Source organism: candidate division WOR-3 bacterium, assembly GCA_029858255.1.
In the GTDB taxonomy this organism is placed as follows: domain Bacteria; phylum Hydrothermota; class Tepidihabitantia; order SM23-42; family SM23-42; genus SM23-42.
Genome location: JAOUFJ010000006.1, coordinates 12,794 through 38,930 on the forward strand (window position 1 = coordinate 12,794; position 26,137 = coordinate 38,930).

Genomic DNA, 26,137 nt, shown 5'->3' on the forward strand with positions numbered 1-26,137 from the left:
ACAAATTCAATCAGTAAATATTATAATCGATCGTTTTTCCTCTCTTCCTGAAAGGTAGTGCGAGAAGCAGACCGGCAACAAAGCCTCCGATGTGGGCAAAATACGCCACGCCGCCGCGTGCTCCGAGAGAAGAAACTCCAATAAGAAATTGGTACAAGAACCATATGCCGAGAAAGATAAAAGACGGCAGATATGATATTCTCAAAAAGAACCCGAGGGGGATGAGCGCGAGGACCCGTGCTTTGGGGAACAGCAGTATATATGCACCAAGAACACCGGACACTGCTCCGCTTGCACCGATCATCGGGATCTTCGAACCCGGATCAATGGCACTTTGCAGTAGCGCCGCGGCAATACCGCAGGCAAAATAGAACAATATGAACTTCGCGTGTCCCATCCGGTCCTCGACATTATCTGCAAAGATCCAGAGAAAAAGCATATTCCCGAGAATATGCATGATGCTGTCGGCGTGGATGAACATGCTGGTAAAAAGCCTCATATAGCTTTCAATACCGGTCGGATGAAACAGCAGATAAGGGACGACGCCGAACTGCCGGACGAAATCGTTGAGCTCAGCCCCAAGTGATATTTCATAAAGGTAAACGAGGATGTTGGCCGTGAGAATGGCGTAGACAACGACCGGTCTGGTATGCGATTTCAGGTCATCTTTCAGGGGTAGCATATATTCTCCCTATCTGGCAAACAGCCCAGGCAGCGATTGCCTTTCCCTCACCGATTTCGCCCATTCCTTCATTTGTCTTTCCCTTTATGGAGATCGCATCGCTTGAGATGTTGATCGCGTTGGCAATGGTGGTTTTCATTTGTTCGATATGTGGCAGGATTCTGGGTGCTTCTGCTATGACAACAGTGTCAATATGTTTCACCATGTATCCTGTATTTTTCAGGAACTTGCTCACTGATTTCAGTAGCTTCAGGCTCGAGATGTCCTTGTAGCGGTTGTCATCGGGCGGGAAATGTCTTCCGATATCACCTAAATTGGCAGCTCCCAGTAGTGCATCGCATATGGCATGGATCAGTACATCGCCGTCTGAATGTCCCGCAAGTCCTTTTGGAAAATCGATTTTCACGCCGCCCAAAAATAACTGCCTTTTGGGCACGAGCTGATGTATGTCATAGCCGATTCCAACCATCAATAATTCTACTCGGGACGCGCATCAAAGTCAAGAACTAGTGCCTTTTGCGCTTGCCGAGTAGTATGATGTCACGCAGGTCTTCGGTCGTTCCTGCTTTGTGCCACGTTTTGTCAAAATCAGGGTCTTGTGATATCTGAGCAATTGCCATCAGTGCTCTCAGATGTGATCGGCGTCTGTCTTGAGTGCCGACCAGCACGAAGATGATGTGGACTGGTTCAGGCGCATCGGGGAATATTATACCTTCCTTAGCGCGCACAAGTAGCACATCGAATTTATCTTTTCCCTCGATGATGATATGTGGGATCGCCAATCCCGGCCTCAATGCCGTGCAGGATTGTTTCTCGCGTTCAATGAAGAGTTGAACGAATTTTGCCTTTTCAACACCCAGTCGATTGCTCAATTGCTCAGAGGCTATTTGTACAAAATCATCAAATTGCAGGGTTTTTTCGAAATCGAGTACTACGGCTTCTTTGATCAAATGGTCGAAGTCATCCTCGATTATCTCTTCTCGTTCTTTCACTACTTCGCGTAATTCCTCGCGTAGTGTATCTGTCGCGATCTGTCTGTCGGTAACACGTTCGACTATGCACATGAGCGCCGATTCTCTTGTTATCTTCGGCCGTACGTATAGCAAGTACCAGATTAGTGCAGCGGCGATGAATGTCGCTGTCATCGCGAGCGTTAGAACGCCCATGTCAGCGATGAGAAAAAGATAGCCAAGGATGCCGGCGATCTGGATATACGGGTAAAAGGGTGCATGGAAACTTGGCTGATAGTTCTGAAGCCGACTCTCGCGCATTACTATCACCGCAAGATTTGCCGAAATGTACAGGAGGAGCAGCATGGTCGAGGCGGCTTTTATCAGCACCTCGAGATCGAGAAATAGTATTGTGATGATCATAATAGAGGAGGTTACTATTATCGCGATATGCGGTGTCTTGAATTTTTTGCTTATTTTGGAGAAGAAGTGGGGCAGAATTTCGTCGCGGCTCATCGCAAGCGGATAGCGAGATGCAGACATGATCCCCGCGTTGGCGGTTGAAATGAATGCCAGAAGAGCGGCAATAGCAGTAACAACGATGCCACCCATTCCCCAGAATGTTTTTGCTCCGGCGGAAATCGGCGTGAGAGATGTTCTTAACGATTCTGGATCGAGTATGCCTACGGTCACGAAAGCCACGGCGACATAGAGGCCGAGAACCATTATGTACGCGAGCATCATCCCGAGCGGCACTGTTGTTTTTGGGTTCTTGATCTCCTCGGCAACGCTCGCGACCTTGGTGAGTCCACCAAAAGAGATGAACACAAGCCCGGCAGTGGAAAGTACGCGGCCAAAACCATAGGGTGTGAAATTGTCGAGACGGTCCGGATGCACATTCGTGAAACCTACGATCACGTAGAGACAGAGAATGACAAACAGTGCTACAACGAGGAGGATCTGAGTTCTGCCGGCCTCCTTTATGCCTAAGAGATTTACCATCATGAAGAAAAGGCATAATATGACCGCTATTGCCTTGATTGCCGGAATGCTGAGACCGGGGTTGATCAGCAGTGCGAATATTCCCATCCCCATCAATGCAAACGCCGTCTTCAGACTCAGTGACAGCCAGCTTGCCATCCCGGCAACCGTGCCCGGAGCAAAACCCATGCTTCTTGTTATGTAGAAATAGTCGCCGCCTGCTTTGGGCATGGCAGTTACCAGCTCTGCTTTGCTGAGCAGCGCCGGTATAACGAGCACCCCGGCGATTATGTACGAAAGGATCATGGCCGGCCCAGCTTTGGCAAATGCGATGCCGGGCAGCACAAACAACCCGGAACTAATCATGGCTCCGGACGCGATAGCGAACACTTCGAAAAGGCCGAGTTCCTTTTTCAGAGCCATATCAACCCTTTTGTTTTCAGGAACACATTTTTCTGAGCTGAATAATCTGCTCGGGTGATCCGAATCCGATTAGGGTGTCGCCCGGATTGATTATACTGTCCGAACTTGGATTGAAAGTCAATTTGTTCAGTTCTGCAGACTTCAACGCAGGAATGACGATTCCGATCTTTCTGGATATTTCTGTTTCTTTCAGTGTTTTACCGGCGATCGCTGAGCCCGTTTTCACAGTCACTTCATCGAGCAGGAGGTTGAGGTGTTGTCCACGTAGTATCGTATCGAGAAAAGACATGACCGTTGGCCTCAGTGCAGCCGCGGCAAGGTGTATCCCGCCGATCTTCTCCGGAGAAAATACGTAGTCGGCGCCCGCCTTTCTTAGTTTATCGATGGATGCTGCCTCAACGGCGCGCGATATGATGCGTAATTTTGGATTCAGAGATCGCGCGGTCAGACAAATGTATAGGTTATCCGCGTCATTTCCCAATGCGGCTATGATACCTTTGGCATTCTTGATCCCCGCGTACTTCAATACTTCATCATGGGTTGCATCACCTGTAAAGTAGAGTATCTTCGGATTTTCCCTGACGAATTTCTCGAGGACCTCCTGTTCTCTATCTATCAGGACAAAAGGCTCATCGGCACTGATGAATTCCTGTATAATATCTTCGCCGACTGCGCCCACCCCGCAAATCACAAAATGATCTTTCATTTTCGAAATTCTCTGCTGCATTCCTTGCCTCCTGAATATCTCGCCGAACGTTCCCTCCATGATTGAAGAGAAGATGAAGTTAGCACCTGTTGCGATGAGCAAAATGCCGCTGATTATTAGGGCGGCGGTGAAGATCCGCCCTGCCTCGCTTAACGGCCTCACTTCTCCGTATCCAACCGTCGATACAGTGATGATGGTCATATAAACTGCTTCATTGAATGACCATCCTTCGATGACCATATATCCAACCGTTCCCCCGAAAAAAACCGCAACGATTGCCATTACTATGATAGCTACGCGTCTGTGGATCATCTATTTAATTATACTTTTTATCTTTATGCCTGTCAACAATAACTGGAATCCATACTTGAAAGTTGAACATAAATGTGTATTATTGGGCATGGTGGAAAACGGCGAAATCGTTGTCAACGGTATACACAAAGTATTCAAGAAGGGCAAGCCAGATGAAGTCCGGGCAGTGGACGGCATTAGTTTTAATATCAACAAAGGCGAGCTATTTGGCCTGCTGGGTCCCAATGGTGCCGGTAAGACGACACTCATAAAGTGTATCTCGACTCTCTTGATCCCCGACAGTGGATCAGTGGAGGTCGGCGGTTACGATATCTGCCGTGAGCCGGTTGAGGTGAGACGGCATATTGGAGTGTTGACCGGAGGCGAGCGTTCCCTCTATTGGAAACTCACTCCGGTCGAGAATCTGCGTTATTTTGCTGCTCTCTATGGTGTGCCCCGCAAGGTCACGAAAGAACGAATCGGGTATCTCCTTGAGTTAATGGGGTTGAAGGATAAGTCGAAGGTCCGGGTCGAGAAACTATCTTCGGGGATGAAGCAGAAGTTGTCCCTGGCCAGGGTTCTGGTCCATGACCCGCCGATACTGCTCGTGGACGAACCAACACTGGGTCTTGATCCTTATTTCGCACGTTTCATCAGGGATTTTGTGAAGAATGAACTTAACAAGAGACTCAAAAAGACGATTCTCCTGACCACTCATTATATGGATGAAGCCGATGAACTGTGTGAGCGGATCGCTTTTATGAATCGTGGCAAGATCGAGGCCATGGATACTCCAAATCGGTTGAAGCAGAGCATGCCACAGAAACAGGTGCTGGAAATAAAATGTCGGGGCACGATCGAGAAAGAAATGTTTGAAAACATCGAGGGCGCAGCTAGCATCAATATTTCACATGGAGAGGGATTCGCTTATCTGAGGTGGAATACGGACAATTCGGAAATGATCCTGGGTAATATCATTGAACTCGTGCGGGAAAAGGCAAAGATATTTTCCGTGCGTGTGACCGTGCCTACCCTCGAAGACGTTTTTGTGCATCTGACAGGCGCAAGCCTAAAAGACGGATGAGATTAGCCGGACAAAATAAACGATAACGAGAATTATGTGGGTGATAGTCGAGGAAGTGAGAAAGAGCGTCAGAATACTGCTCGCATACCCTGCTGAAGTTATATTCTGGATATTTTCACCGCTGTTATGGGTGATCCCGCTTGTATTTCAGGGCAAGGCATTGGTCGGTGCTTTCAGCAGTACCCAGTTCGGCAGGCTTGCGGGTACTGATGAGTTCATCCCATATGTGCTAATCGGCGCGATCATAAGTACATATATGTTCTCTGCAGTGTGGAGCATGGGTAATTCGTTTCGAGATGAAACATACTACGGAACGCTCGAACACATTCTGTCATCCCCTGCGCGTCCGGCCTACATTCTCATAGGAAAAGGTTTGTACAACTCGATTCTATCTACCTCTTTTGTCATAGTGCAACTGCTTATCTGCGTTTTTATTTTTGGTCTGGACATCACACTGGTCAAGATCCTGCCAATCTTCATGTTTCTGCTTTTACTCATTGTTGGTCTTTACGGTATCGGTTTCATGGCTGCCGCGCTCACCCTTCTTGTAAAGGAAGCCCACGGTTTGTTACACATGTTTGAGTACATACTTTTTCTATTTTCACCGATCCGCTATCCAGTCGAAGTGAATCCCATAACGAAAGCGATCAGTGTTTTTATACCGCTCACTTATGCACTCATTGCCCTTCGCGGTCTTATGCTCAACATCGAATTCAACTTTCTCAAGAACAGCATCATTCTGCTCGGAATTGACTGCGTGTTGATCCCCCTTGGTCTGGTTATCTTCCATTACGTTGAGAAGCGGACAAAGACCAGAGGTACGCTGTCAGACTATTAGTATATGGCATTGAAGCAGGGTCATAAAGGATTAGTCAAGACGTTCTTACACTATCTCCGTGCCGTGAACGCGGAGAATATCAAGGAATGGAAGATTGAATTGACCTACAAACCTGATTTTATCCGGCAATTCATCGAGCCTTTTGTGTATCTGTTTCCTTATTTTTTGTATGGTTTTGCTCTGCTCGGTGGTCGGTACTCAGAGCATCTGAGAAGCCTCACCGGGATAAGTGATATGGTTGCCTATACGTTCATTGGCTACTTGTTCATAGGCTTCTTGAACACCGCATGTTGGGCGATGGGTTTCTCGTTGCGTAAGGAACAATGGTTTGGTACTCTTGAAACGATCTTCGTCGCACCGGTCCCGCGTTGGGTTTATGTGGCTGGGATGGCTCTCCATTCAACATGCCACCAGGGGTTGATAATGCTCATTCAAGCGGTGGTGATCGCTACTTTCTTCGCAATCGTCCTTCACATGAGCGGCATTTTCATGGCGCTGCTGATCGTTCTGCTGATGTTGCTTGGTTTGTACGGGCTGGGCATTATTGTCGCTGGTTTGACGATCGCACTCAAACAGTGGTGGGTCGTTTCAGAAGCGCTCTCGACGCTCATCGTCGTCGTAACCCCGATCGCGTATCCGCTTGCGGTATTACCGTTTGTATTGCGTAAGATATCGATGTTCCTACCGACCACTTATGGCATCATCGGGGTCCGGCATCTCCTGCTGGGCGAGGAACTTGTTATTGGCCTGCCGGCGATCTTCTTGCGTCTCTTCGTGATATTAGTTGTTTGGTTGACATTCGGGATGATCGTATTTCTGGTCATGGACCGGTATGGCCGTAAGAAAGGTTCACTTTCCATATATTAAGAGGAGGAGAAGATGAATAGCATTGTCACGATAGAATTTGTGCTATACCTGGCATTGATCATGGGGATTGGACTGTATTTTGCCAGGAAGAAGATGACCCAGGCTGATTTTCACCTCGGCGGTAAGAAGATTCCCGGCTGGGCACTTGCTCTTTCGGAAAGAGCGACCGGCGAATCGGCCTGGTGTCTGCTCGGGTTAACTGGTTTTGCATTTGCCGCCGGCCTTTCATCGGTGTGGATCGCTGTCGGGTGTGTGGCAGGTATCACTGTTTCCTGGCTCTGGCTGGCAAAAGAATTCAGACGGGAACGCGATAAATACGATACCCTGACGCTGCCCGATTACCTGGCTACGAAATATGCAAGTAGGGGTAAATTCATAAGATGGTTCTCCAGTATCATCATCATTTTCTTCTTTGTCCTCTATGTGGCGGCACAGTTCAGCGGCGGCGGTAAGACGTTGAACATCACATTCGGCATTCCGGTCACATGGGGGATCATTATTTCTGCGGTCGTTGTTATTCTATATGCGATGGCAGGGGGTTTCTTGTCTGTGGTCTGGACCGATGTAGTACAGGCTATTCTGATGATCATAACACTGGTAGTAACACCCATCGTGGCGCTCATTGCCATTGCGCAGAGTAATATATCAATCCCCGGAGCTCTGACTGTTGCCGGAGGTGGTTTGGATTCCTGGACCGGCGGTGCGGTCGGATTTGCCGCGGGGACCTTAATATTCAACAATTTTTCCTGGTTCTTCGGGTATTTGGGCGGACAGCCGCAGCTCGATGCACGCTGGATGGCAATGCGATCTGACCGGGATGTCAAGATCGGCGCGGCAGTTGCGATCACCTGGACACTACTTGCTTATGCCGGAGCGATCACACTTGGTATTGCGGCGATTGCGCTTTTCGGCGCGGGCGTGGTCTCTGATCCTGAACAGATCCTTCCGTTTATGCTATTGAAACTCATGCCTCCCTGGCTTGCGGGTATTCTCCTCGCCGGTGCGGTTGCGGCAATGATGTCGACTGCGGATTCGCAGTTATTGATTGCGACATCATCGATCAGCGAAGACATCGTGCACAAAGCATTGCGCAGGGACTTTGACGATCGGAAGCTGGTTATGATCTCACGTATTACGATCCTTGTCGTCGGATTGATCGCACTCGTCATGGCATTTACTTCAAAGAGTCTGATCTACACTATAGTCAGCTGGGCCTGGGCAGGTATCGGATGTTCTTTTGCCCCGGCCGTCATTCTATCGTTCTTCTGGAAGAAATTCAACTCGCGTGGCGTTATTGCTTCGCTCGTCTCGGGTTTTGTTACGACCATTATCTGGATGACCACGGGTCTCGATTCTATCTTCACCGCACGAGCCGCAACATTTATTATCGCCTTTGTTTGTGCTGTGGTCGTTACTCTCTGGAAATCAGACAGAGACTAACAGCGCACGCTATTTTGTATACCGGAATTCCCTGCCTATTGATATATAGTAATTAACGCGAGCTCCGATAAAATTTTCTTCATCGGTTTCGCCAATTCCCATAACGACGGTGAACGGACCGATCGGTGTATTGGTTCTGACGCCAATGCCTGCACCCCAGTGAAGTTCTGATGCCGGGTTCTCGTTCCGGATAAGATCATCAAGACGTTCAAATGTAGCGACGTTGGAAACCAACTGCAAATATACTGGGTAATCTTTCTGGTCCAGCAGGTTGAGTATCCTGTATTCAAGACCGAGATGCAAGATGGTACGGTTCTTGGTCGTGAAGAATCCATTTTCGTATCCGGTGAGATTACTGCCGCCTGTATGATAATAGTAATCCCATGCCGGATCGCCGTGAGAGAATCCCAGGTTCAATCCCGGATTGATCAATACACGTGAGGACAATGGTATATAGTGATCAAATGAAAAATCGATCCGGATGAAATCAGAGGAAGCTTTTAACCTTTCTGTAGAATATATGATTTCTGTTTTATATGATGAACCTTTATTGGGCAAATGCAGATCGTCGTAAGTGTTGTACTCCATCCGGAAAGTTGGTCCAACTATCCATTCATTCTCTGGTATCGAATCGAAGACCGGTATTTGTGGCAATCTGTGAATCGCTTCCCGTGCCGTAATGCCGAAGTTGAAAAAAGCATTGCGTCCGAGTATATACCCTGCCTCAATCAACGCTCCATGGTAGGTTGTAGTATAAGCTGTCAACCAGGTATTATTCTCGAAAAAAGGTCTATCTATGGATCCCCGGAAGATATCGATCCGGTAGCCCATCGGGACGGCGAATAGCCGGGTGCCTGTTAATCCGAGTCTTACGGCACGTGGATTGCCGAGATTGAGCGCGCCGCGTATGCTCGCTCCGGTTCCCCATAGGTTGCTTTGTCCACCCTCAATGCCAAGGATGAGATTGTCGCTGTTGTCATATCGAACACCCAGTGCGTAGAATCCATATTCAGACTCTTTGGTTTGGTAGATAACTTCAACCGAATCTTCGCCGTGAAATATCAGTCTGTAATTTATGTCCGAGAACAAACCTGTGTTGTATAGCGAGATCATATCTCTGTGCAGCAATTGAAAATCGAGTTTCATGCCTTTCTTCGTCCTCACGAGATGGCTTATAGTCGAAGAACCGGTGACTTCAAGACCTTCAAATCGAATACCGCTTACGAAAGGCAAGGGACGACGCGTTATCCCGTTGGGCTTTACATATGCCTTTCTACCATTCAACTTAGCTCTTATCTCAGGTAATGCAGCTTCCGCTGCTTTTTCGCCGGCCGCGATCAGTTCACGGGCACGGTTGAAGTCCGATGACATGAAAGGATCGACATTCGGTTCAATAACAATATCCGTAAGCTGCAATTGTGCACGGTAATCGCAGATATTTATTAGATCCATTGTGCGTGAAATTACGTCTATCAAACCTTCGTTGTTCGATCTTTGTTTGTTACGGATAGTTGTACTTGCTATGATCAGATCGGGCTCGAATTCAAGCAGAGGCTGAACCGGAAGAAACTGCTGGACACCGCCATCAATGAGCTCAAGTGTATCAATCGTCTCCGGAGAGAATACTCCGGGAATAGCTATACTTGCTCTTATTGCCTGTTCGAGTCGTCCATTCTTCATGGTGATAAGATCGCCGCTTGTGAGATCGACTGCTATTGCCCGATAAGGGATGGGAAGGCTGTCAAAATCGTAGTAAGTGTCGAATTCGATTTCTGACAATAGATTCATTAGCAAGAATTCGACGTTTTGAAGCGATATCAAACCGGACGGAAGGGTTGGAACGAATTTCTTGTGTCCTAATACAAGGATATATCGTTGGTTCTGCTGGCGTTCAGGTAGATAAAGCGCACCAAATGGAACGCTCGAGCTGAAGAGTTTGGAAAAATCTGCGTTGACAGCAATACTCTCTATTTCTGCTGCGGTGTATCCGGCTGCGTACACACCGCCCACGAGTGAGCCCATACTGTTTCCAACAATACAGCATGGGTGAATGCCCTCGCGCTCCAGTACCTTTAGCACACCGATGTGTGCAAATCCAAGCGCAGCACCGCCCGATAGGGCATATCCGATACGGACCTGCGATGTATCACCATCCTTAGTGTCAGGGGAAGGAACGAGGCTAACAAAGAACGCTGTAATGATAAATATCGATATCATCTTATACTGAGCGCAGTCAAACGCAATGGCTTATATTCAGATGTATGCTTATACCGTTATCAGTTCTGCCCGCAGCATTTCTTGAATTTCTTTCCACTGCCGCAAGGGCAGGGGTCGTTGCGGCCTATTTTTGCCTCAGTTTTCGCTTTTTGTGCTGTTTTGCCTTTGCCTGTTTTCTTCGGAGCAACCGGGCTTTTTGATTTCCTGGATTGTGTCCGAGCGGGCAGTGCTTTTTGGAAGGCCTTGTTTTCCTTCTTGATCATTCCATTGAGTTGTTCGCCGTTCTTTATGTGTCCGGTGTCATCGAGAAAACCAATAAAGTCTATCAATATGTCAGATACATGCTCTTTCACTTGTGAGGACAAGGTAAGTTTGCTGGGGGCGTAAACGAGCATGAAGTGCTGGATGTGATTTTCGTGCAGTTCTCTCAGTTCCTTTCTTTCCTCGAAGAAGAGGTAATCGAGCAGGCTCTTGGTCAGGTATTCTGCAGCGTCTTTATATGACTTTGTTTTTGCCTTGAATGCTTTTGACTCAAGAAACCCGCGACTCAATGCATTGGTTGTATGTACCAGTCTTTTTTCCCGCTTCCGTTCCTCTGCGCTTTTTTTCTGAATGTCTGCTAATGCCATACGTTCATTATACGCGGGTTTGTTGCGTTGTCAATCCTGGAGACACGCCTCCGGCTGAAGAAATTTAGCTTCGCTCCTGCAGACACGCTTACGCTGAAGCATAATTTAAAGACAGAAATTAGGAGGTTAAGAGGATGAGAACTTGAGAAACGAAAGTAACGGTATTAACGAGAATAACGAAATTAACGAACGTAACGTCTCTTAGTAAATTCGAAATACCGTCACCGTATTATCCCCAACCACTCTCCCAAGAGGAATTGCAGCCTGCCGATGAGCAGGCTTATACGAGCCATGACCGTATAGCCGAAAGAAGCGCCGAATCCGAGCATGATGAATATAATACCGAGATTCGCCACCGGTTTGATTATGCCCTTGCGTTCCCTCGAGAAAAAGAAGTAGACCAAAGTTGATATGACACCGATCAGTATTACTACAGCCCAGAGGCCTGTGTCCCATTTTGCGAATGCATCACGTACCAGCAAGGTTCCTCGTGTTTGTCCCAGGATGTCTCTCTGGAAGTAAGCAGGAATTGCCACGCCAGAACCCCATCCCAAAACGAATGCGATAGGCAGCCGTATCAGATGATTGAATCTGGGGACAAATCGAGCGAAGTAACATAGTGCAAAGAGGAGCGGTACGATATAAAGCAGGTTACCCTGGATGAACAGTGGTTCGATAAGATTTGGCCGTATTTGATTATGCCAGGTCAGGGCTACAAGATATCCTGCAGAGACGCCGACGAACAAATGTTCGGCAAAGCGGTAGAGTATATTATCACGGTATAGAAATGAAAATATGCAGAGGGTCAGGAAAGCAGCAAGCCAAACCCAGGGATCTGGTGATATATTCATTTCTTCCTCCTGAGGTAGAAATACCCAACATTTCCAAGAATAATAAAGATCATGATCAATAGATGACCGAGTGACTGTGCGTCCATACCTTGTGAAGCCTTGAATGTTCCTTTTGCATATCCCTTTCTTTGTACGAGATTTTCATATTCAGACGCGCCCTTCATTCCTGCGAGGAGCCCGGTGACCTGTCCGGTTTCTACATAAGGATAAACGTCAGCTGCGGATACCGCTGTTACTCCAACTCCGAGGCGCGCACCGTACCTTGATTGGGCAAAGAGTAACCACTGTCGCCATCCAGGATCGCCCGTTGACAGTGTGACGATCATACTTACGTCCCTGTAATTCTTTACCGAACGCATCATTGGCAGCGAATCAAGGGGAGTGCCGTAGTAATCGACAGGGAACACCGCTTTAATGTTTTCGCCCATTCCCAGGAGTACTGCTGCAACACCGAACTTGTAGCCCAGAAAGGCAAAGTCGACACCATATTGCTTGCTGAAATCGTTAGAGAGTTCTTCCAGTCCCATTTCCACCATGCCGGTACCCTGCGGCCAGAGCGCCATGAGAATCACCCTTACGTTCTTCGAAAAGCATTGACGCGATATTGCCAGAAACATTGGGTAGAGCTCAGGGAGTGACTGTGGATCAAAATCACATGATATCAGAACGGGTTTTGATTCGCTGTCGAGTGCCTCGATCGCTTCGAAGAGTTTTTTGCTTTGAGGCATGACATTCACGGGTATTCCTATCGGTATGACAAGAGGTATAGCCACAGCGAGCGCAATAGTGAGAAAGATAATGCGTCGGGGTATTTTTGTTAAAGACTCGAGAAATTTCATTTCGAACCTCCTCCGAGCCATGAGCGTTCGATACCGAGGATGATCTTGAGTGCAGTTGAGATACTGCCAAAGGCAACACCGAAAATTATTCCGCGTTTTGCCGCTGTGTTAGGTACGCTCAAAAGCCATTCAGCGAATTCGGGGAGTCTCGGTGTGATATAATATCCGAACGGGACCATGCCGAGCATTACCACGAAGGCAGCCACGAGCAGTATCGTCGCTTCTGTTGTTCGGGCGCGGAACGCACGGTATGCTGCCGACGCCATGTAGAATGCGAGAATGGCGTACATCGAAGCGCCCAGCGGTAAGATAATGTACGTCCACAGGGTCATGAATAAACTTCCTCTTTGTATACCCCAGAAGATCCCCAGTGTGGCCATTACCGCTAGTCCAGCCAGAGTAACATAACTGAAATACCAACTTTCCTTTTTCCTCCTGATGCGATTTGTGTGGTGGTCGATGATACTCCCGATCCCGAGAACCCAGGCAAACCCGACGATCGCGATGTACCAGCGTGTTGTGTGATCATAGAATTGAGTGCTGATAGAGTGCGGTACGAAGAACTGAATGATCATTGCAAGCCCGAGGAACATACATATTATTAGTGGCATTTTCTTATTCATCTTATCCTCCTACGTCAAATGCTGAATAGATCGCGAATCCACGGCAGGCCAAGTAATATAAGGGCCGAGCCAGCGAGCAGGATACCCAGGATGATCATTTTGCCCCAGTCCTGGCCTTTTATCGATCCCATGAGTAATGGTTCCTTTGATAGATATGCCGACGCCGCGTATAGTTCCTCGCCGATCAGGGTATAGTCACATGCAGTGATGAAGAATGGTAGTTGGAAGACGGAATCGGTTCCGGCGATCTGGATCGCTCCCGTTGCTGCGCCGGTTTCTGCGAGCACTAAAGATTCGGCCCAGAAATATCCAAGGAAGAGATTCGTTGCAGGTTTTTCCCTCACCATCGTACCGCAGACTGCTGCCGTGTACGCCCACTGGTTTTCGGTCAGGAAGTACACATTGTCTGGATTGAAGGCATCCGGTCTGCCCGCATCGGTATAGGCTTCTTTCACTATCTCGCGGGCAACGACGTAGACAACCGGACTTCGGTTGGGCACGAGTAATGTCGTGTTGTATTCGGCTGTTTTCTTGGCGACGAGGGATAGTATGTTCAGTGAGGCAAGGGTTGCGATATCGTCGATCGTAGAAAGGCCAGGAACGTATAGAATGGGTTTACCCATTTCCGTTGCCCTGCCTACCGCGTCTTCCAACGCTTCGAGCCCGGCCAGTTTTCGTATGAAGAGATTTTTCCCCTTACGTGCGCTGTAGATGAACCAGAATAGTAGTATCGCATATATAATGAACCCGATGAGCACATTGGTCCGGTCTGTATTGAACCATTGCTGATAGCTCATTGCGTATTCCGATATTTCAGACTGCGCGATAGCGTCTCCATCTTTGATGGCAAGTATTTGGTAGCGGTAGGGGATACCATCCTCTGTTTGTGAATCAAGATATTCCTGCTCGAGTCGGTTCAGGCTGGCGACTTTTTCGAGTTCCTCGTCCTGTTCAGCGCGCCAGACTTCATAAGCATCGATCGACATGTCTCCGATGTATGGTTCCCAGGAAACGAGGATCCTGCCACCATCATCGTTAGGATTGTCCCTCGCATGCGGTACACCTATTTCCCCGAATAGCGATACTGCAATGATGAGTATTATTCCCATCACTTCCTCCTCACGTGATTGTTGTTGCTATATCATTAAAAATATTGGAAGTATTCCGCGTGTTTGGATTTCTTGATCACTCGGGATGATATGAAATCGCAAACTATTTGGTGAGTGTAAGATATGATATTAGAAGGGATGCGATGACCGCTGTGATTTCAAGATAGTCCTGCCAGAATTTGAAAACCTTTCGCGGCACAAAGACTACATCGCCCTCCTCGATCAGCGGATCACTGTCTACGTCGATCTTTTTGTTATCCCTCTTCACGTATGCGCTTCCCATACTTGCGTCGCCGAGGGGCCCGCCTGCGATGCCGATATAATCAGTTGCTCGCAAGTTGGGTTGGAACGGAAAAGATCCGGGGGTGACAACTTGGCCCTGCACGTAGACCACGGAATTCACGGATGGAACAACCAGAACATCGCCGGTTTTCAATCTTATGTTCTGTTGGCTGCTCGTATCGACAAGAACGTCTGAAAGATTGATGTAGAGTTTATCTTCGTTTCTTTCGATATATGTATGAATTGGGTCAGCCCAGGGTGTAAGACCACCTGCTTTCAGTACTAGATCGGCGACACGTTCGCCTTCCAGGAGCTCATACAACCCCTCGCTTGATTTTTCTCTCGCCGCAGTGAGTTCTGCTACGCGTAATTCGTACTCCCTCTTCCCGAAAACCGCACCCTTCACGACCACTGATTGTTCCATTTTTGGGATTATCACCACGTCTCCGTCTTGAACGAACGGATTCGAGAGTGCATCACCAGTTTTTTCGAATTCTGTGAGATTCACTTTAGCATATAGGCGCCCTTGTCTTCTCAGTTCAATTTTTGCTCTCGAACCGATTGCATTGATGCCGCCAGCGTCATCGATGACCCTTGAGGCCCGGTAGATTGGTAACGCCCGGACGACGCCCGGGTTAGTCACTTCGCCGACCACCAGTACATCAAAGGTGCGCATGCCGATCAGGGTGAGATCCAACCTGAAATTCCTGAGGTATCTGGAGAACGCCCTGGCTACCGAGTCCTTGGCAGCCTTCAGAGTCAATCCGTAGACGGGGATAGCCGCGACTACATCATATTGAGGTATGTAGGACCCATCCATGGTTGGGAGTGAAGCCACAGGTGTATTCAGGGTCATCTTTCCCTCGAAGGTGACACCTGTGATATAGGAATAGTTGGTCGCGCCGGTGATCGTCACAAGCAGTGAGTCACCGGGCATGAGCATGTATTCTTCATCAGATACGACCGGTTTTGGAAATGTTGCTTCCTGGTTTACATCAGATGTTCCTTGTGTTTCGGTTGCATTCGATTGTAGGGCGATGGCAATCAAAACAATGACCAGCAGCGAGAATTTTTTCATGGTTAAATTATACAAAAATCACCGAACCTGTCAACATAAAAAATGCCATGTTCATGCGCCGTAAACATCTGCTTGACGCGCCATGATATCGAGCTATAATCTGTAATAATACTCTAAGAGAAAGGAGGCATATGAGCAAATTACTACTGATTTTGACTCCCCTAATTCTATATGCAGGTACTGTAGGTAAGATAGCTGGTCGCGTACTCGACGGCGAGACAAATGAACCTTTGATTGCGGTCGACGTCTATATTGAGGCCCTCGGTGCGGGTGGTGCCACGGATTTGGAGGGGTACTACTTCATCCTGAATGTTCCTCCTGGTAGTTACGAAGTAGAGGCATCGATGATCGGCTATCGTGCTGAGATAAAAAAGTCGGTAGCGGTTTTTTCTGACCGTACCACTTATGTAGATTTCAAACTCGACCCCACGGTTATTGAACTTGAGACACCTGTGGTCGTTGTGGCAAAGAAACCGGTTATTGAGATAGACATGACCTCGAAAGAGACCCGTATTACACGGGAACAGTTCGACATTACCCCGGTCGAAAAACCTTCAGAAGCCCTGGCTCTCCAGGGCGGGGTAACCACTGACGCGGCTGGCGATCTCCACGTGCGCGGTGGCCGCAGCGGCGAACTGGCATACTATATTGAGGGGATCGAGGTTTCAAACGCCCTGTTGGGCAGTGCCCCGGTCCTCAACAAGAATCTCATCTCCGAAATGTCCCTTCTCTCAGGTACTTTCAATGCTGAGTACGGAAACATAATGAGCGGCGTTGTCAACATCATTACACCGGAAGGTGGTAGAGAGATATCAACAAATTTAGAGTACACTTCTTTTTTGATCAACTCGTCGCCGTATCGTAAGAAGGATTGGATCAACGATATCGATTCTTCTTACTATGACGCGCATCGCACTTTTGACTCCGTCTCGCAGGAGTGGATCTCGGATTACGAGGTGCCTGATTTGATGGATTCCAAGGATTTGCATTTTCTCGGTGAGATAAATGGAAGTATCGAAGGGCCGGTTCCCGGTGACCGTTCGACGCGCTTTTTCATCGCCGGCAATTATGCGAATCAGGAGTCCTATCTTCCTTTTGGCTACGATCTGACCCGGTCGGTCAATGGCAAGCTGACACGGAGATTCGGTCCCAATTTTAAAGTACTTATCGACGCGCAGTACATCGATGATGAATCGCAGCGCTACAGCCACTTATACAAGTATTTGTATGATAACTATCTGGTGAGTCGAGAAAAGAGTATGCGTGGTATCATTGGGTTGAATCATTCACCGGCAAACAATTTCTTCTACAACGTGCGTGTTGGGTATATAGAAGACAGATTCGATACAAAGGTGCCATCGGATAGTTTAGACATATTTGGCTCCATCGAAGAGCCGGTCAGTGATAATTACTCTGAATTCTACATCTCGGGTTACCCGCAATTCCGTCAGGAAGTGAAAACCAAACAGTACATTGCGAAAGCCGACTTCAACTGGCAGCTGGGCAAAATGCACAGCCTGAAATTTGGCGGAGAACAAAGCTTCTACGTTTTTGAACTGGCGAACCGGCAGCAATTGTTCCCGCGGACGCCGATCATATATCAGCAGTATGAGCAGAAACCACGTGATGCGGCAATCTTCGTCCAGGATAAGATCGAGCACAAGTATCTCGTGGTAAATGCTGGCTTGCGTTTTGACTACAGCTACCCGAATGCTGATATGTGGGAGGATATAGAGGACCCTACATCTGATGTCACCGATGTGAAACCGCAGTACCAGGTTTCTCCAAGGCTGGGCCTTTCTCATCCTATAACCGATGATGCGATGCTTCATTTCGCTTACGGCCATTTCTTCCAGATGCCGCCTTATGAGATCATGTATTTTAACAGCAGCTACGTGGCCAACCCCGAGGACATCCCGCGGTACGGATTGGTCGGTAACCCGCGCATATTGCCCCAGCGTGCGACCGCGTATGAGGTTGGCATAAAGTATGCGATCCTGGATATCTACGGCGTCGATGTTACACTTTTCCTGAAGGATATCAAGAACCTGCTTTCGACGACCGAAGTGCGTACGTTTCCGTACAATTACATAATCTACACGAACGATGATTTCGGGAGCGTGCAGGGGATCGATGTTACGTTGCAGAGGGAACTCGTATCCAATATCGGCTTTAGCATTAACTACACTTATCAAGTGGCGCGCGGTAACCGCTCGTTCGCGATGCAGGGTTTCTATGATGTCTACACTGGTCTGCCCGAGCGCATAAAGGAATACTTCCTTGATTTTGACCGCCGACACACGCTCGCGTCAACGTTCCAATTTCTCCTGACAGAGCGGGGCGGTATCGGTGTCAATTTCAGGATTGCGAGTGGATTACCTTACACACCTTATATCAGTGAAGGCGTAGTCGTTGAAGAGAATTCCGCACGCATGGCCTGGTCGTATTCGCTGGACATCCTTCTTCATCAGGGTATTCAGGTTGGCGGCGCACTGCTTGAGTTCTTCGTCAGCGCCACGAATCTGACCGATGCAAAGAATCCTCTTTACGTCTATTCACGCAGCGGTGAGCCGTGGGTGACTGGCGAGGAAGCAGGTGGACTAATGGGCTCGCAAGACTATATCATCGATCCTTCGAACGTCGGACCAAGAAGAACGATCAAAGCCGGTCTGAGAACAAAACTGTGAACAAGGAGTCTGTATGTTATTAATTCTATTTTTGTTTTTCTACCCCGAGGCCGATAAGGCAGTCGGTATTTCGGACAAAGGTGAATTATCCAACGTCACTTCCAACTTCGGATTGATCGCGAATTTGCATTATTTCACGCCAGCCTTCCACTGGCCGAATTCGGCACCTTTTCAACATCAATACAGTCCCGGATGCGGAATCTTTGCCGCGAGGAACGATACGGTTATCGAATCTTTCCTGAGTCTGGCAACTCCGGAATGGGCGCCGTTGGAGGGTTCATACGGAACGTTCTATTCAGGTACAGTGACGACCCCCGACGGCACGCCAGTCATCGCCACATCGGATGACATGGAGACGTGGCCGTTGATAGGAGGAGTACCTACATGGCCGGGACCGTGGCGCAAGGATACCACAGGGCAGCAGGTGCCTGGCGAATTTACTTCGGACCAGGATCTTTTCTGTATCTTCAACGACCAGTCTGTCTTGGGGTTGCAGGTGAATCAATCCACTTATTCTTACGGCCGTAACTACGCCCAGGATTTTATCTTCTACGATTTTAAAATCTACAATACAAACGGTACATCGATCGATGATATCTATTTTGGTTTCCGGGGGAATTTCAGGTGCGACTATGACATGCAGGACTATGTCGGACTCTACCGTGACTCTGCCGTGACATTCGTTTATCACTGGGATGCCGATGGTATACCGCAGGATCCCTGGGAATCGGTGGGTATGATCGGCGTGGCATTTCTTAATCAGCAGATCGACAATTTCCATTACTATCGCAAAGAGGATGAGCCGAGTGATGATTTCCGTCTGTTCCCGATAATAGCATCTGACCCCAGTAATCCTAATATCGATCCCAGCCTTTACTTCCATGGTTCGAATGTTTATATTGATGACCCATCGTTCGTGCAATCCCTGCCACCTGAATCGACAAGCGCATACAATTACATGGTTTCAGCGGGACCCAGAACGATCATGCCTGATGATACGCTTCAATTTACGATTGCAGTCATCTGTGGTGAGGATTCGGCAGACTTGTTCGAAAATCTCGAGACGGCGCTCATGATGGCCGACAACTACTTTCTGGGTAGTGGTGCACCAGCAGCACCGACAGTGCAGGCAGTGGCTGACTACAGGAAGATCACGTTATTCTGGGATGCGCAACCCTCCGAATCATCGACCGACATACTGACCGGTAAACAGGATTTCGAAGGTTACAAGATATACCGAAGCGAAGATCTGGGTATTAGTTGGGGAGACGAGATTACCGATCATACAGGGTCTTTGGTCGGGTATGTCCCGCTCGCTCAATTCGACCTTATCGACGGCATCGAGGGAGTAGACCCGGCTTTCCCGTATCAGTCCCTGGGTCGTGAGACAGGATTGGCGCATACCTTCGTCGATACTACGGTCTATAATGGTATCGAATACTGGTACTGTGTCGCTGCATATGATCAGGGCAATCAGGTTCCTGATTCTCTCGAACCGTCCTATGAGAATTCCAAAGGACGTCCCAGCGCAGCCAATGTTGTTTCGGCTGTTGCCGCGACAATGCCATCTGGCTATGTCCCGGCCTACATCGAGGGCGGTGATACGCTCGCTCCTATCGGTGGCAGCTGTGACGGATCGGCGTTGGTGAGAGTCATTGACCCCGCTCAGATCCTACCTCATACCTACCGGATAACCTTTTCGGTTGATTCTGTATACCACCCGGCAGAAACGACATGGGTCGACACTACTATGTTCACTCTTTTCGACGTGACCGATCAGGAGACCCTCCTGAGCAAATACGAAATTTCCGATAACTCACTCGATAACATTCCTGTAGTCGATGGTTTCAGACTCATCCTTGCGAATTCAGAGAAGACCGTGTCAATGGATTGGACTCAAACCTCAGCCACGCCAAGCACTTTCGAGTGGTGGGTTTGGTCTGAGCCTTATAGCCCTATGGTTGGCCCGTCCTATATTTATGGTAATCCAAACTTCCGTGTTGTCGTGGACCATGATGCGCACTCTGTATTCGGCATTGAAGACGGTTTTGGCGGCGATACCCTGACGATCGAGATGCCATTACGGGTATACGATATAACCGACGAGTTGAACCCGGTCGACGTCAGCGAGTACTGCTGGCTGCTCGATTATGCATACTCTGACGTCTTCTCACCGCAGATCGAATCATTGTATTTCGGTCCGGAAGGATGGGACCTCATTCCGGGCGGGGCTGGTTATAACGGCACGGCTGCCGGGCAAACTGCCGGGTTCTATGATCAGCTCGGGCTGTGGAATGGCGACGCGTCAACGGCAACGGCTGTTGTCTACTTTGGTACTCAAAACGGCGACAGCAGCGCAATTCCGCCGGTGGATGGTGATGAATTTACGGTGAAGCTCCTGGCTCCTTTTTCCGATTCAATATCATATGAGTTCAGTGCCGTGCCATACGCGATCAACGCCGCGCAGGTACGCCTGGATAGTGTCAGGGTCGTGCCCAACCCCTACATACTTGCATCGAAATTCGAGAGCACGCCATATGACCGCCGGTTGATGTTCACGCACCTGCCTGAGGAGTGTAAAATAATGATATACAACGTTGCTGGAGAGCACATCAACACAATAGAGCACAACAATAATCTGGGCTACGAGTACTGGGATTTACGCACGAAATTCGGTGTGGAAGTGGCATATGGAATGTACATATTCGTGGTTAGAGCGGATGGCAATGTCAAGGCAGAAGGCAAATTCGTAATAATCAAATAGGAGGAGTCATGGTGAAAATGATAACACGCATAATGAAAATGGTTGCCCTTGTGGTCATGATATCCCTTTCCCTGGGTTTCTGTTTCACTAAGGTTGGTACTACAGCGGCACCTTTCCTGAAGATCGAGTATGGTGCGCGGCCTGTGGCGATGGGCGGTGCATTCGTGGCTTTGGCTAATGATCCATCCGGGATATACTACAATCCTGCCGGCATTGCTGAGATCAAGACTGCTCACTTCATGGGTGGCTATACTGTATGGTTTGCCGATCTGAAATACAACTATGCCACGTTCATATTGCCGACTCAAAGGATGAACTTTGCCCTCTGGGGTTCTTTCCTATATTCTGATGAAATTGAGGTTACTACAGTAGAGAATCCTGAGGGTACTGGGCAGGAATTCAGTTATGTAGACGGTCTGCTCGGTATTACGGTGTCAGCATTTCTGTCAGACCGGCTTTCAATTGGGATCTCAGGCAAGTATATCCAGCAGAAGTTGTTCAATGAAAGCGCTTCAACATTTGCCCTGGATGTTGGTTCAATACTGCGTACACCTTTGAAAGGTGCACGACTGGGAATGTGTCTGGCGAACTACGGCGGGCGGATGCAGCTGTTCGGTAACGATCTTATCGTGCAGACAGATCCCTGGCCTGAATATACGGGTAACCCGGAAGTCGAAGCGAGGCTTACAACAGAATCATTTCCGCTGCCGCTCGCCTTCAAACTGGGTATTGCAGTCGACCTTTTTGGTCCTGGGGAGGCGTTCGCAAATAGTGAAGTTCACCGGGTGACGCTGGCAGTGGATGGAATACATCCAAACGATGGCGAAGAGAAATTACAGTTCGGCATAGAGTATGGTCTCTATAACACGCTCTTTCTCCGCGGTGGGTACAAGGTCAATTATGATACCCAGAAATACACCGCGGGTGCGGGCATGAAGTTCAGTATCGGACAGCGAACCTTCGCATTCGATTATGCCTACGTTGATATGGATGTGCTGGAAGCCACACATCGTTTTTCACTTTTTATCGGGTTCTGACACTGTGAAACGGTGAAAATGAGAAGCGGAGGCCCGGAGAACATGCTTACTATATGACAACCACGATTATGACAATATTGATGAATTGTCGGTTCCTAAATCTGACTATCGAATGACCTGGATCCGGCCTACGCTTTCTGTTATTTGTATTTTGGGTTTGTTTAGGATTTCGTGTTCAGTTATTAGTGGAAGGAGGTTGCATGGATAGAAGAAGTTTTCTGAAAACGATTGGATTTTTGGCACCGGTCGTCGTTTTCTTTGGTAAAATACCACGGTTGCTGTGGGCCGGGAAGCTGGAGCGCGGCAAAAAGAATTTCTGGCAGAACGGTGGGTTCACCCAGCCATCCGTAAATATTTCGGGATACGAGAAGGGTATCATAAAGGCGCGGATTGACAATGAATGGCACGATTTCAATATACGGAACGCCAGTAAGGATTTCGTCGAGTGGAATATGAGCAAGCGTATCGAGTTTCTCGAGCACATAAAGACAGGGCAGATGCCCGGATTTGGTGGTCCGCATTCCGGCGCGGTCGCCACCTATGGGCTCGGCCGCCTCGATTCGGAGTTCACGCTGAATAACGCGATCAAGGGTATTGGTCTGGCGCCGAAAGATGAGAACATCGATACTGCGATCGAGCGATTGCGCGACACTTACGAGAGTTCAATGAAGGAAAAGATGGATGTGCTAAAATCATTCTATGAAGACCCCGATTTCATCGATTGGCGCAAGCAGACATCACTCGAGTTGTATGCTACACCCGATTTCGAGACCCATACCTTTCTCAATGTCATGGATAATCCGATCGCGACCCTGGTCTTTCTTGATATTCCTTCGATTGAGCTGAGGACCATCGCACGAATCGTACATCCGGATGACAAGAATGCATTGCCGTCGGAAAAGAAACTGCTCGAGTTCGTTAACCTGGCCCACTCGTATATGCACGGAGAATTCCCCCGCCTTTATCCGCTCCTGCTTTTCTACATCGTTGAGGAGTTCGATAACACGCCGGGACGCAAGCGCGGTATTAGAGTTGTGCCAGAAAGACCAAAAGAATAGACATGGACAGAAGGCGGATAATGGTTGGAGAAGGCGGAAAAGGGCAGTAATGATAAGTCGGACAAGCCTGAATAGCCCGCTTTTTGCCTTTTTGATCTTTTTTCAGCCTTCTTAAGATAGGGGAGGTATTATGAAGTTATTATGTACAGTCATGTTGTTGAGCAGCATGCTCTTCGGTCAAATACTTTATGAAGAGCATTTTACGGGTGGTGCCACTCAGCTGCAATGGGATCCCTGGGTTATATACACGACAATGGATGTGGTCAATGATCCCACCACTCCTGGCGGTGATTCGTGGATAGGCAGTGTTTCAAATGATTCTGCTCCGATCGCCGCTATGTACGCGGGCAGCTACGACCTCAACGATTATATCGCTGAGGCATGGATTTTTACCGAAGTCAGCCCGGCAATGGGATCATACAACGGGCTATGCGTGAGGATCGACACGGCGACCGGCGTGAATGCATTGTATCACCTGGTTTCAGATTTTGACAACAGCGCAAGGTTGATGTTGCGTCATATCACCGGTGCCACGCCTTCGATTATCAGGGAATGGACGTCCGGAGAGATCCCCGGAGGAATACCGGCCTCATCGTCCTGGCACAAGTTCAAGATAAAGATCGTAGCAGATTCGATCTGGGCATATTACGATGATGTCGAACTACCAGACTGTCCGTTCATCGACAATCGCGTGACAAAGGGCTTCTTCGGAATATATTTCTTCAATGCACTTGCTTTCAGTTCGACCAACTGTGATGATATCGTTGTAACCGGTCCGACCGGTATCAGTGAATATGGTTCCGAGTCAGTAAGTTCCTTCAGAGTCTATCCGAACCCTTTCCGCACCACGACAGCTATCAGATATCAGATACCAGATATCGGAAATCCGTCACTCATGATATATGATGCGGCAGGACGGCTAGTCAGGGATATTTCAAGTCAGGTATCTGTTATCGGTGATCAGGTATCGGTAAGCTGGGACGGTCGGGATGCCTCAGGTAATGCGGTTACGCCCGGTGTGTATTTTATTGCCGATGGTATTGGTAACGGACTTGAAAAAGTGATCAAACTGCCTTAGTCAGTATGTAAAAAAAAGGGGGCAGCTAGGCTGCCCCTTTTTTTTATTCGATCTTGACTATTTTTCGCGTGATGGCGTCCGTACCGATCTCCGCTCTTAGCAGATATATGCCGGTGGGCAGAGACATGCCGTTCATGTCTCTCATGCTCAGCAGCATGCTATTATTACCGGCATTAAACCTGCCACTGTAGATTGTATTGATTTTGCGTCCAAGACAATCGTAAAGAACCAGGTTGATGTGTTGTGCATCATCGAGTAGCAGGCTTAGGTTGATTTGGTCGCTCACCGGATTACTGACAGAAAGTTCGGTACCAGGAAGTGTATTGATAACGTTTTCTGCTATCTGTGTGCTGTGTCCGGTCGGTTTAAGAAAAGGATCACCGAGTAGTGTCATTCCATAATGCCAGCAAACTCTTTCAAGTGTTATGCCGATGGAATCGTAAATGCAGTCAAACCAATAACGGAATGCTTCGCCCATTGTTTTGTATTCACCCAACGGTCGGTAGAAGAATTGAAAGTCGAGCATGCTACCGGATTTGGTTGAACCGATCGCACCTATTCCATAGTCTTCGTTAAAGATGGCCTGACCGCCGCCATAGCCGGCTTGTGTGTAACGGCAGAAAGAGCACGCGAAGAAATTATAGAAGTTTGTTGGCGGGTTCTGGTTTATGTATTCATAGGCATAGTAATAATCATACTGGGAACCACTATTATAGGAGAATTGGTGTATGCTGGGTGATGAATGGGCAAATACCGAGACCCATGCCTGCAAGCTGTCGAGTCTTGTCCGGTATAACGATGCCCTGGTCGTTTCTGGATGCCAGTAATTTGTGGTATCAGGGAAAAGTAGTGATACGTCATTTGCCCACGTCGGAGCCCAGGGTACCCAGTCGTCATCAACAAAGACGAGCGCACGTTTCTGCAAATTCATCGAACCTTCGCGGTATCTTTTGTCCTTAGCGAAGTATTTTCTCAATACGAGCGTGTCGAGGCCAATACCGGTCGGGAGCAACCTTCCAACATATATTTCGAGGTTGGTGTTTCCAACATGTCCGTCGTATTTTCCGTTACCAGTGCTTATGGTATCGAGCCAGGTGCCGTCCAGATCCATGTAGAAAAGGTCCATGGGGAACTGGGCCAGACTTCCGCCGTAATCGTATACTTCAAACCATGCGACCGGCATGTTTCCAATCATCAGGACACCTTCGATCCCATCGGTGCTGTATATTTCTTGCAGAAAGGTCCGTAGCGTCTCGGGCGTGCCTCCTGAAGTCTGGTAGTCGAATACGGTGTAGCCCTCGGCGGTCAATGATTGTGCCAGTTGTTCGATCTCGGTTTCCAGATACTGGGCGATGGTTTGTTCCGTAAGAACGGCAACATTACCGAGACGGCCGTCACCCTGGTACACTCTGTTCAGTATGTAGTGGAATTGACTGTAAGGATGATCTTCCATCCATTCTTCATAAGTACCGGGCCTGCTGCCTGATGGATCTGCCCATTTGAGTATTGGAATGTCTTCTATGCCAGCACCAAATAACGAAGTCAGGCAAAACAATATTATCATGAGTCGAATCATTTATCCTCCATGAGAGATTATAGTAATGAATTCAGATAAGTCAATGA

20 protein-coding genes and 1 pseudogene are annotated in these 26,137 nt (G+C 48.3%); 9 read left to right on the top strand and 12 right to left on the bottom strand.

The window, feature by feature from the left end:
- Positions 1-10: 10 nt before the first annotated feature.
- From OEV79_04490 to OEV79_04505, 4 genes are read right to left on the bottom strand one after another with little or no spacing between them, the layout of a single operon-like run.
- A complete protein-coding gene (locus OEV79_04490) occupies positions 11-682 on the bottom strand; it encodes a rhomboid family intramembrane serine protease (protein MDH4210686.1) in 672 nt (223 codons plus the stop codon).
- The gene (gene ispF, locus OEV79_04495; GenBank protein ID MDH4210687.1) at positions 663-1,154 is read right to left on the bottom strand and encodes a 2-C-methyl-D-erythritol 2,4-cyclodiphosphate synthase; all 492 of its coding nucleotides are present in this window, start codon (positions 1,152-1,154) and stop codon (positions 663-665) included. The genes OEV79_04490 and ispF overlap by 20 nt, the downstream gene beginning before the upstream one ends.
- Before the next feature lie 34 nt (positions 1,155-1,188).
- A complete protein-coding gene (locus OEV79_04500; GenBank protein ID MDH4210688.1) occupies positions 1,189-3,036 on the bottom strand; it encodes an amino acid permease in 1,848 nt (615 codons plus the stop codon).
- 16 nt (positions 3,037-3,052) lie between these two features.
- The gene (locus OEV79_04505) at positions 3,053-4,054 is read right to left on the bottom strand and encodes a potassium channel protein (protein ID MDH4210689.1); all 1,002 of its coding nucleotides are present in this window, start codon (positions 4,052-4,054) and stop codon (positions 3,053-3,055) included.
- Between the two features lie 88 nt (positions 4,055-4,142).
- Between OEV79_04505 and OEV79_04510 the strand changes: the two genes are divergently transcribed.
- Genes OEV79_04510 through OEV79_04525 form a run of 4 tightly spaced genes read left to right on the top strand, consistent with a single transcriptional unit; the run spans position 4,143 to position 8,262 of the window.
- Positions 4,143-5,117, top strand: a complete 975-nt coding sequence (locus OEV79_04510) for an ABC transporter ATP-binding protein (protein ID MDH4210690.1) — start codon at positions 4,143-4,145, stop codon at positions 5,115-5,117.
- 34 nt (positions 5,118-5,151) lie between these two features.
- A complete protein-coding gene (locus tag OEV79_04515) occupies positions 5,152-5,955 on the top strand; it encodes an ABC transporter permease (GenBank protein ID MDH4210691.1) in 804 nt (267 codons plus the stop codon).
- A gap of 3 nt (positions 5,956-5,958) precedes the next feature.
- Positions 5,959-6,822: an ABC transporter permease gene (locus tag OEV79_04520; GenBank protein MDH4210692.1), complete on the top strand. Its 864-nt coding sequence runs from the start codon at positions 5,959-5,961 to the stop codon at positions 6,820-6,822.
- Between the two features lie 12 nt (positions 6,823-6,834).
- Positions 6,835-8,262: a sodium/proline symporter gene (locus OEV79_04525; protein MDH4210693.1), complete on the top strand. Its 1,428-nt coding sequence runs from the start codon at positions 6,835-6,837 to the stop codon at positions 8,260-8,262.
- A gap of 9 nt (positions 8,263-8,271) precedes the next feature.
- Here the strand turns inward: OEV79_04525 and OEV79_04530 are convergent, their stop codons facing one another.
- The 7 genes and pseudogenes from OEV79_04530 to OEV79_04560 form a co-directional block, all read right to left on the bottom strand.
- A complete protein-coding gene (locus OEV79_04530) occupies positions 8,272-10,479 on the bottom strand; it encodes a patatin-like phospholipase family protein (GenBank protein MDH4210694.1) in 2,208 nt (735 codons plus the stop codon).
- Positions 10,480-10,538: 59 nt separating this feature from the next.
- A pseudogene (locus OEV79_04535) lies at positions 10,539-10,622 on the bottom strand (SEC-C metal-binding domain-containing protein).
- A gap of 707 nt (positions 10,623-11,329) precedes the next feature.
- Complete coding sequence (locus tag OEV79_04540) at positions 11,330-11,959, bottom strand: hypothetical protein (protein MDH4210695.1); 630 nt, start codon at positions 11,957-11,959, stop codon at positions 11,330-11,332.
- Entirely contained in the window at positions 11,956-12,798 is an 843-nt protein-coding gene (locus OEV79_04545) for a hypothetical protein (protein MDH4210696.1), read from the bottom strand. The genes OEV79_04540 and OEV79_04545 overlap by 4 nt, the downstream gene beginning before the upstream one ends.
- Positions 12,795-13,421, bottom strand: a complete 627-nt coding sequence (locus OEV79_04550) for a hypothetical protein (GenBank protein MDH4210697.1) — start codon at positions 13,419-13,421, stop codon at positions 12,795-12,797. Before OEV79_04550 ends, OEV79_04545 begins: the two co-directional genes overlap by 4 nt.
- Positions 13,422-13,435: 14 nt before the next feature.
- Positions 13,436-14,530: a hypothetical protein gene (locus OEV79_04555; GenBank protein ID MDH4210698.1), complete on the bottom strand. Its 1,095-nt coding sequence runs from the start codon at positions 14,528-14,530 to the stop codon at positions 13,436-13,438.
- A gap of 103 nt (positions 14,531-14,633) precedes the next feature.
- A complete protein-coding gene (locus OEV79_04560) occupies positions 14,634-15,890 on the bottom strand; it encodes an SLBB domain-containing protein (GenBank protein ID MDH4210699.1) in 1,257 nt (418 codons plus the stop codon).
- Between the two features lie 131 nt (positions 15,891-16,021).
- On the opposite strand from OEV79_04560, the gene OEV79_04565 reads away from it, so the two are divergent.
- The 5 genes from OEV79_04565 to OEV79_04585 all read left to right on the top strand — a co-directional run bounded on the left by OEV79_04565 (position 16,022) and on the right by OEV79_04585 (position 24,514).
- Complete coding sequence (locus tag OEV79_04565) at positions 16,022-18,577, top strand: TonB-dependent receptor (GenBank protein ID MDH4210700.1); 2,556 nt, start codon at positions 16,022-16,024, stop codon at positions 18,575-18,577.
- Positions 18,578-18,590: 13 nt separating this feature from the next.
- Positions 18,591-21,341, top strand: a complete 2,751-nt coding sequence (locus tag OEV79_04570; GenBank protein ID MDH4210701.1) for a hypothetical protein — start codon at positions 18,591-18,593, stop codon at positions 21,339-21,341.
- Between the two features lie 8 nt (positions 21,342-21,349).
- The gene (locus OEV79_04575; protein ID MDH4210702.1) at positions 21,350-22,378 is read left to right on the top strand and encodes a PorV/PorQ family protein; all 1,029 of its coding nucleotides are present in this window, start codon (positions 21,350-21,352) and stop codon (positions 22,376-22,378) included.
- Positions 22,379-22,578: 200 nt separating this feature from the next.
- Complete coding sequence (locus OEV79_04580) at positions 22,579-23,436, top strand: hypothetical protein (protein MDH4210703.1); 858 nt, start codon at positions 22,579-22,581, stop codon at positions 23,434-23,436.
- A gap of 130 nt (positions 23,437-23,566) precedes the next feature.
- Positions 23,567-24,514: a T9SS type A sorting domain-containing protein gene (locus tag OEV79_04585; protein MDH4210704.1), complete on the top strand. Its 948-nt coding sequence runs from the start codon at positions 23,567-23,569 to the stop codon at positions 24,512-24,514.
- 43 nt (positions 24,515-24,557) lie between these two features.
- On the opposite strand, the gene OEV79_04590 is transcribed toward OEV79_04585, so the two are convergent.
- Positions 24,558-26,090, bottom strand: a complete 1,533-nt coding sequence (locus OEV79_04590) for a T9SS type A sorting domain-containing protein (GenBank protein ID MDH4210705.1) — start codon at positions 26,088-26,090, stop codon at positions 24,558-24,560.
- Between the last annotated feature and the right edge of the window lie 47 nt (positions 26,091-26,137).

Excerpts from the sequence above, each read along its gene's own strand:
- OEV79_04490 (MDH4210686.1), bottom strand. The coding sequence starts at position 682 with ATGCTACCCCTGAAAGATGACCTGAAATCGCATACCAGACCGGTCGTT.
- OEV79_04500 (MDH4210688.1), bottom strand. The coding sequence starts at position 3,036 with ATGGCTCTGAAAAAGGAACTCGGCCTTTTCGAAGTGTTCGCTATCGCG.
- OEV79_04505 (MDH4210689.1), bottom strand. The coding sequence starts at position 4,054 with ATGATCCACAGACGCGTAGCTATCATAGTAATGGCAATCGTTGCGGTT.
- OEV79_04510 (MDH4210690.1), top strand. The coding sequence starts at position 4,143 with ATGGTGGAAAACGGCGAAATCGTTGTCAACGGTATACACAAAGTATTC.
- OEV79_04515 (MDH4210691.1), top strand. The coding sequence starts at position 5,152 with ATGTGGGTGATAGTCGAGGAAGTGAGAAAGAGCGTCAGAATACTGCTC.
- OEV79_04520 (MDH4210692.1), top strand. The coding sequence starts at position 5,959 with ATGGCATTGAAGCAGGGTCATAAAGGATTAGTCAAGACGTTCTTACAC.
- OEV79_04525 (MDH4210693.1), top strand. The coding sequence starts at position 6,835 with ATGAATAGCATTGTCACGATAGAATTTGTGCTATACCTGGCATTGATC.
- OEV79_04530 (MDH4210694.1), bottom strand. The coding sequence starts at position 10,479 with ATGATATCGATATTTATCATTACAGCGTTCTTTGTTAGCCTCGTTCCT.
- OEV79_04540 (MDH4210695.1), bottom strand. The coding sequence starts at position 11,959 with ATGAATATATCACCAGATCCCTGGGTTTGGCTTGCTGCTTTCCTGACC.
- OEV79_04545 (MDH4210696.1), bottom strand. The coding sequence starts at position 12,798 with ATGAAATTTCTCGAGTCTTTAACAAAAATACCCCGACGCATTATCTTT.
- OEV79_04550 (MDH4210697.1), bottom strand. The coding sequence starts at position 13,421 with ATGAATAAGAAAATGCCACTAATAATATGTATGTTCCTCGGGCTTGCA.
- OEV79_04555 (MDH4210698.1), bottom strand. The coding sequence starts at position 14,530 with ATGGGAATAATACTCATCATTGCAGTATCGCTATTCGGGGAAATAGGT.
- OEV79_04560 (MDH4210699.1), bottom strand. The coding sequence starts at position 15,890 with ATGAAAAAATTCTCGCTGCTGGTCATTGTTTTGATTGCCATCGCCCTA.
- OEV79_04565 (MDH4210700.1), top strand. The coding sequence starts at position 16,022 with ATGAGCAAATTACTACTGATTTTGACTCCCCTAATTCTATATGCAGGT.
- OEV79_04570 (MDH4210701.1), top strand. The coding sequence starts at position 18,591 with ATGTTATTAATTCTATTTTTGTTTTTCTACCCCGAGGCCGATAAGGCA.
- OEV79_04575 (MDH4210702.1), top strand. The coding sequence starts at position 21,350 with ATGGTGAAAATGATAACACGCATAATGAAAATGGTTGCCCTTGTGGTC.
- OEV79_04580 (MDH4210703.1), top strand. The coding sequence starts at position 22,579 with ATGGATAGAAGAAGTTTTCTGAAAACGATTGGATTTTTGGCACCGGTC.
- OEV79_04585 (MDH4210704.1), top strand. The coding sequence starts at position 23,567 with ATGAAGTTATTATGTACAGTCATGTTGTTGAGCAGCATGCTCTTCGGT.
- OEV79_04590 (MDH4210705.1), bottom strand. The coding sequence starts at position 26,090 with ATGATTCGACTCATGATAATATTGTTTTGCCTGACTTCGTTATTTGGT.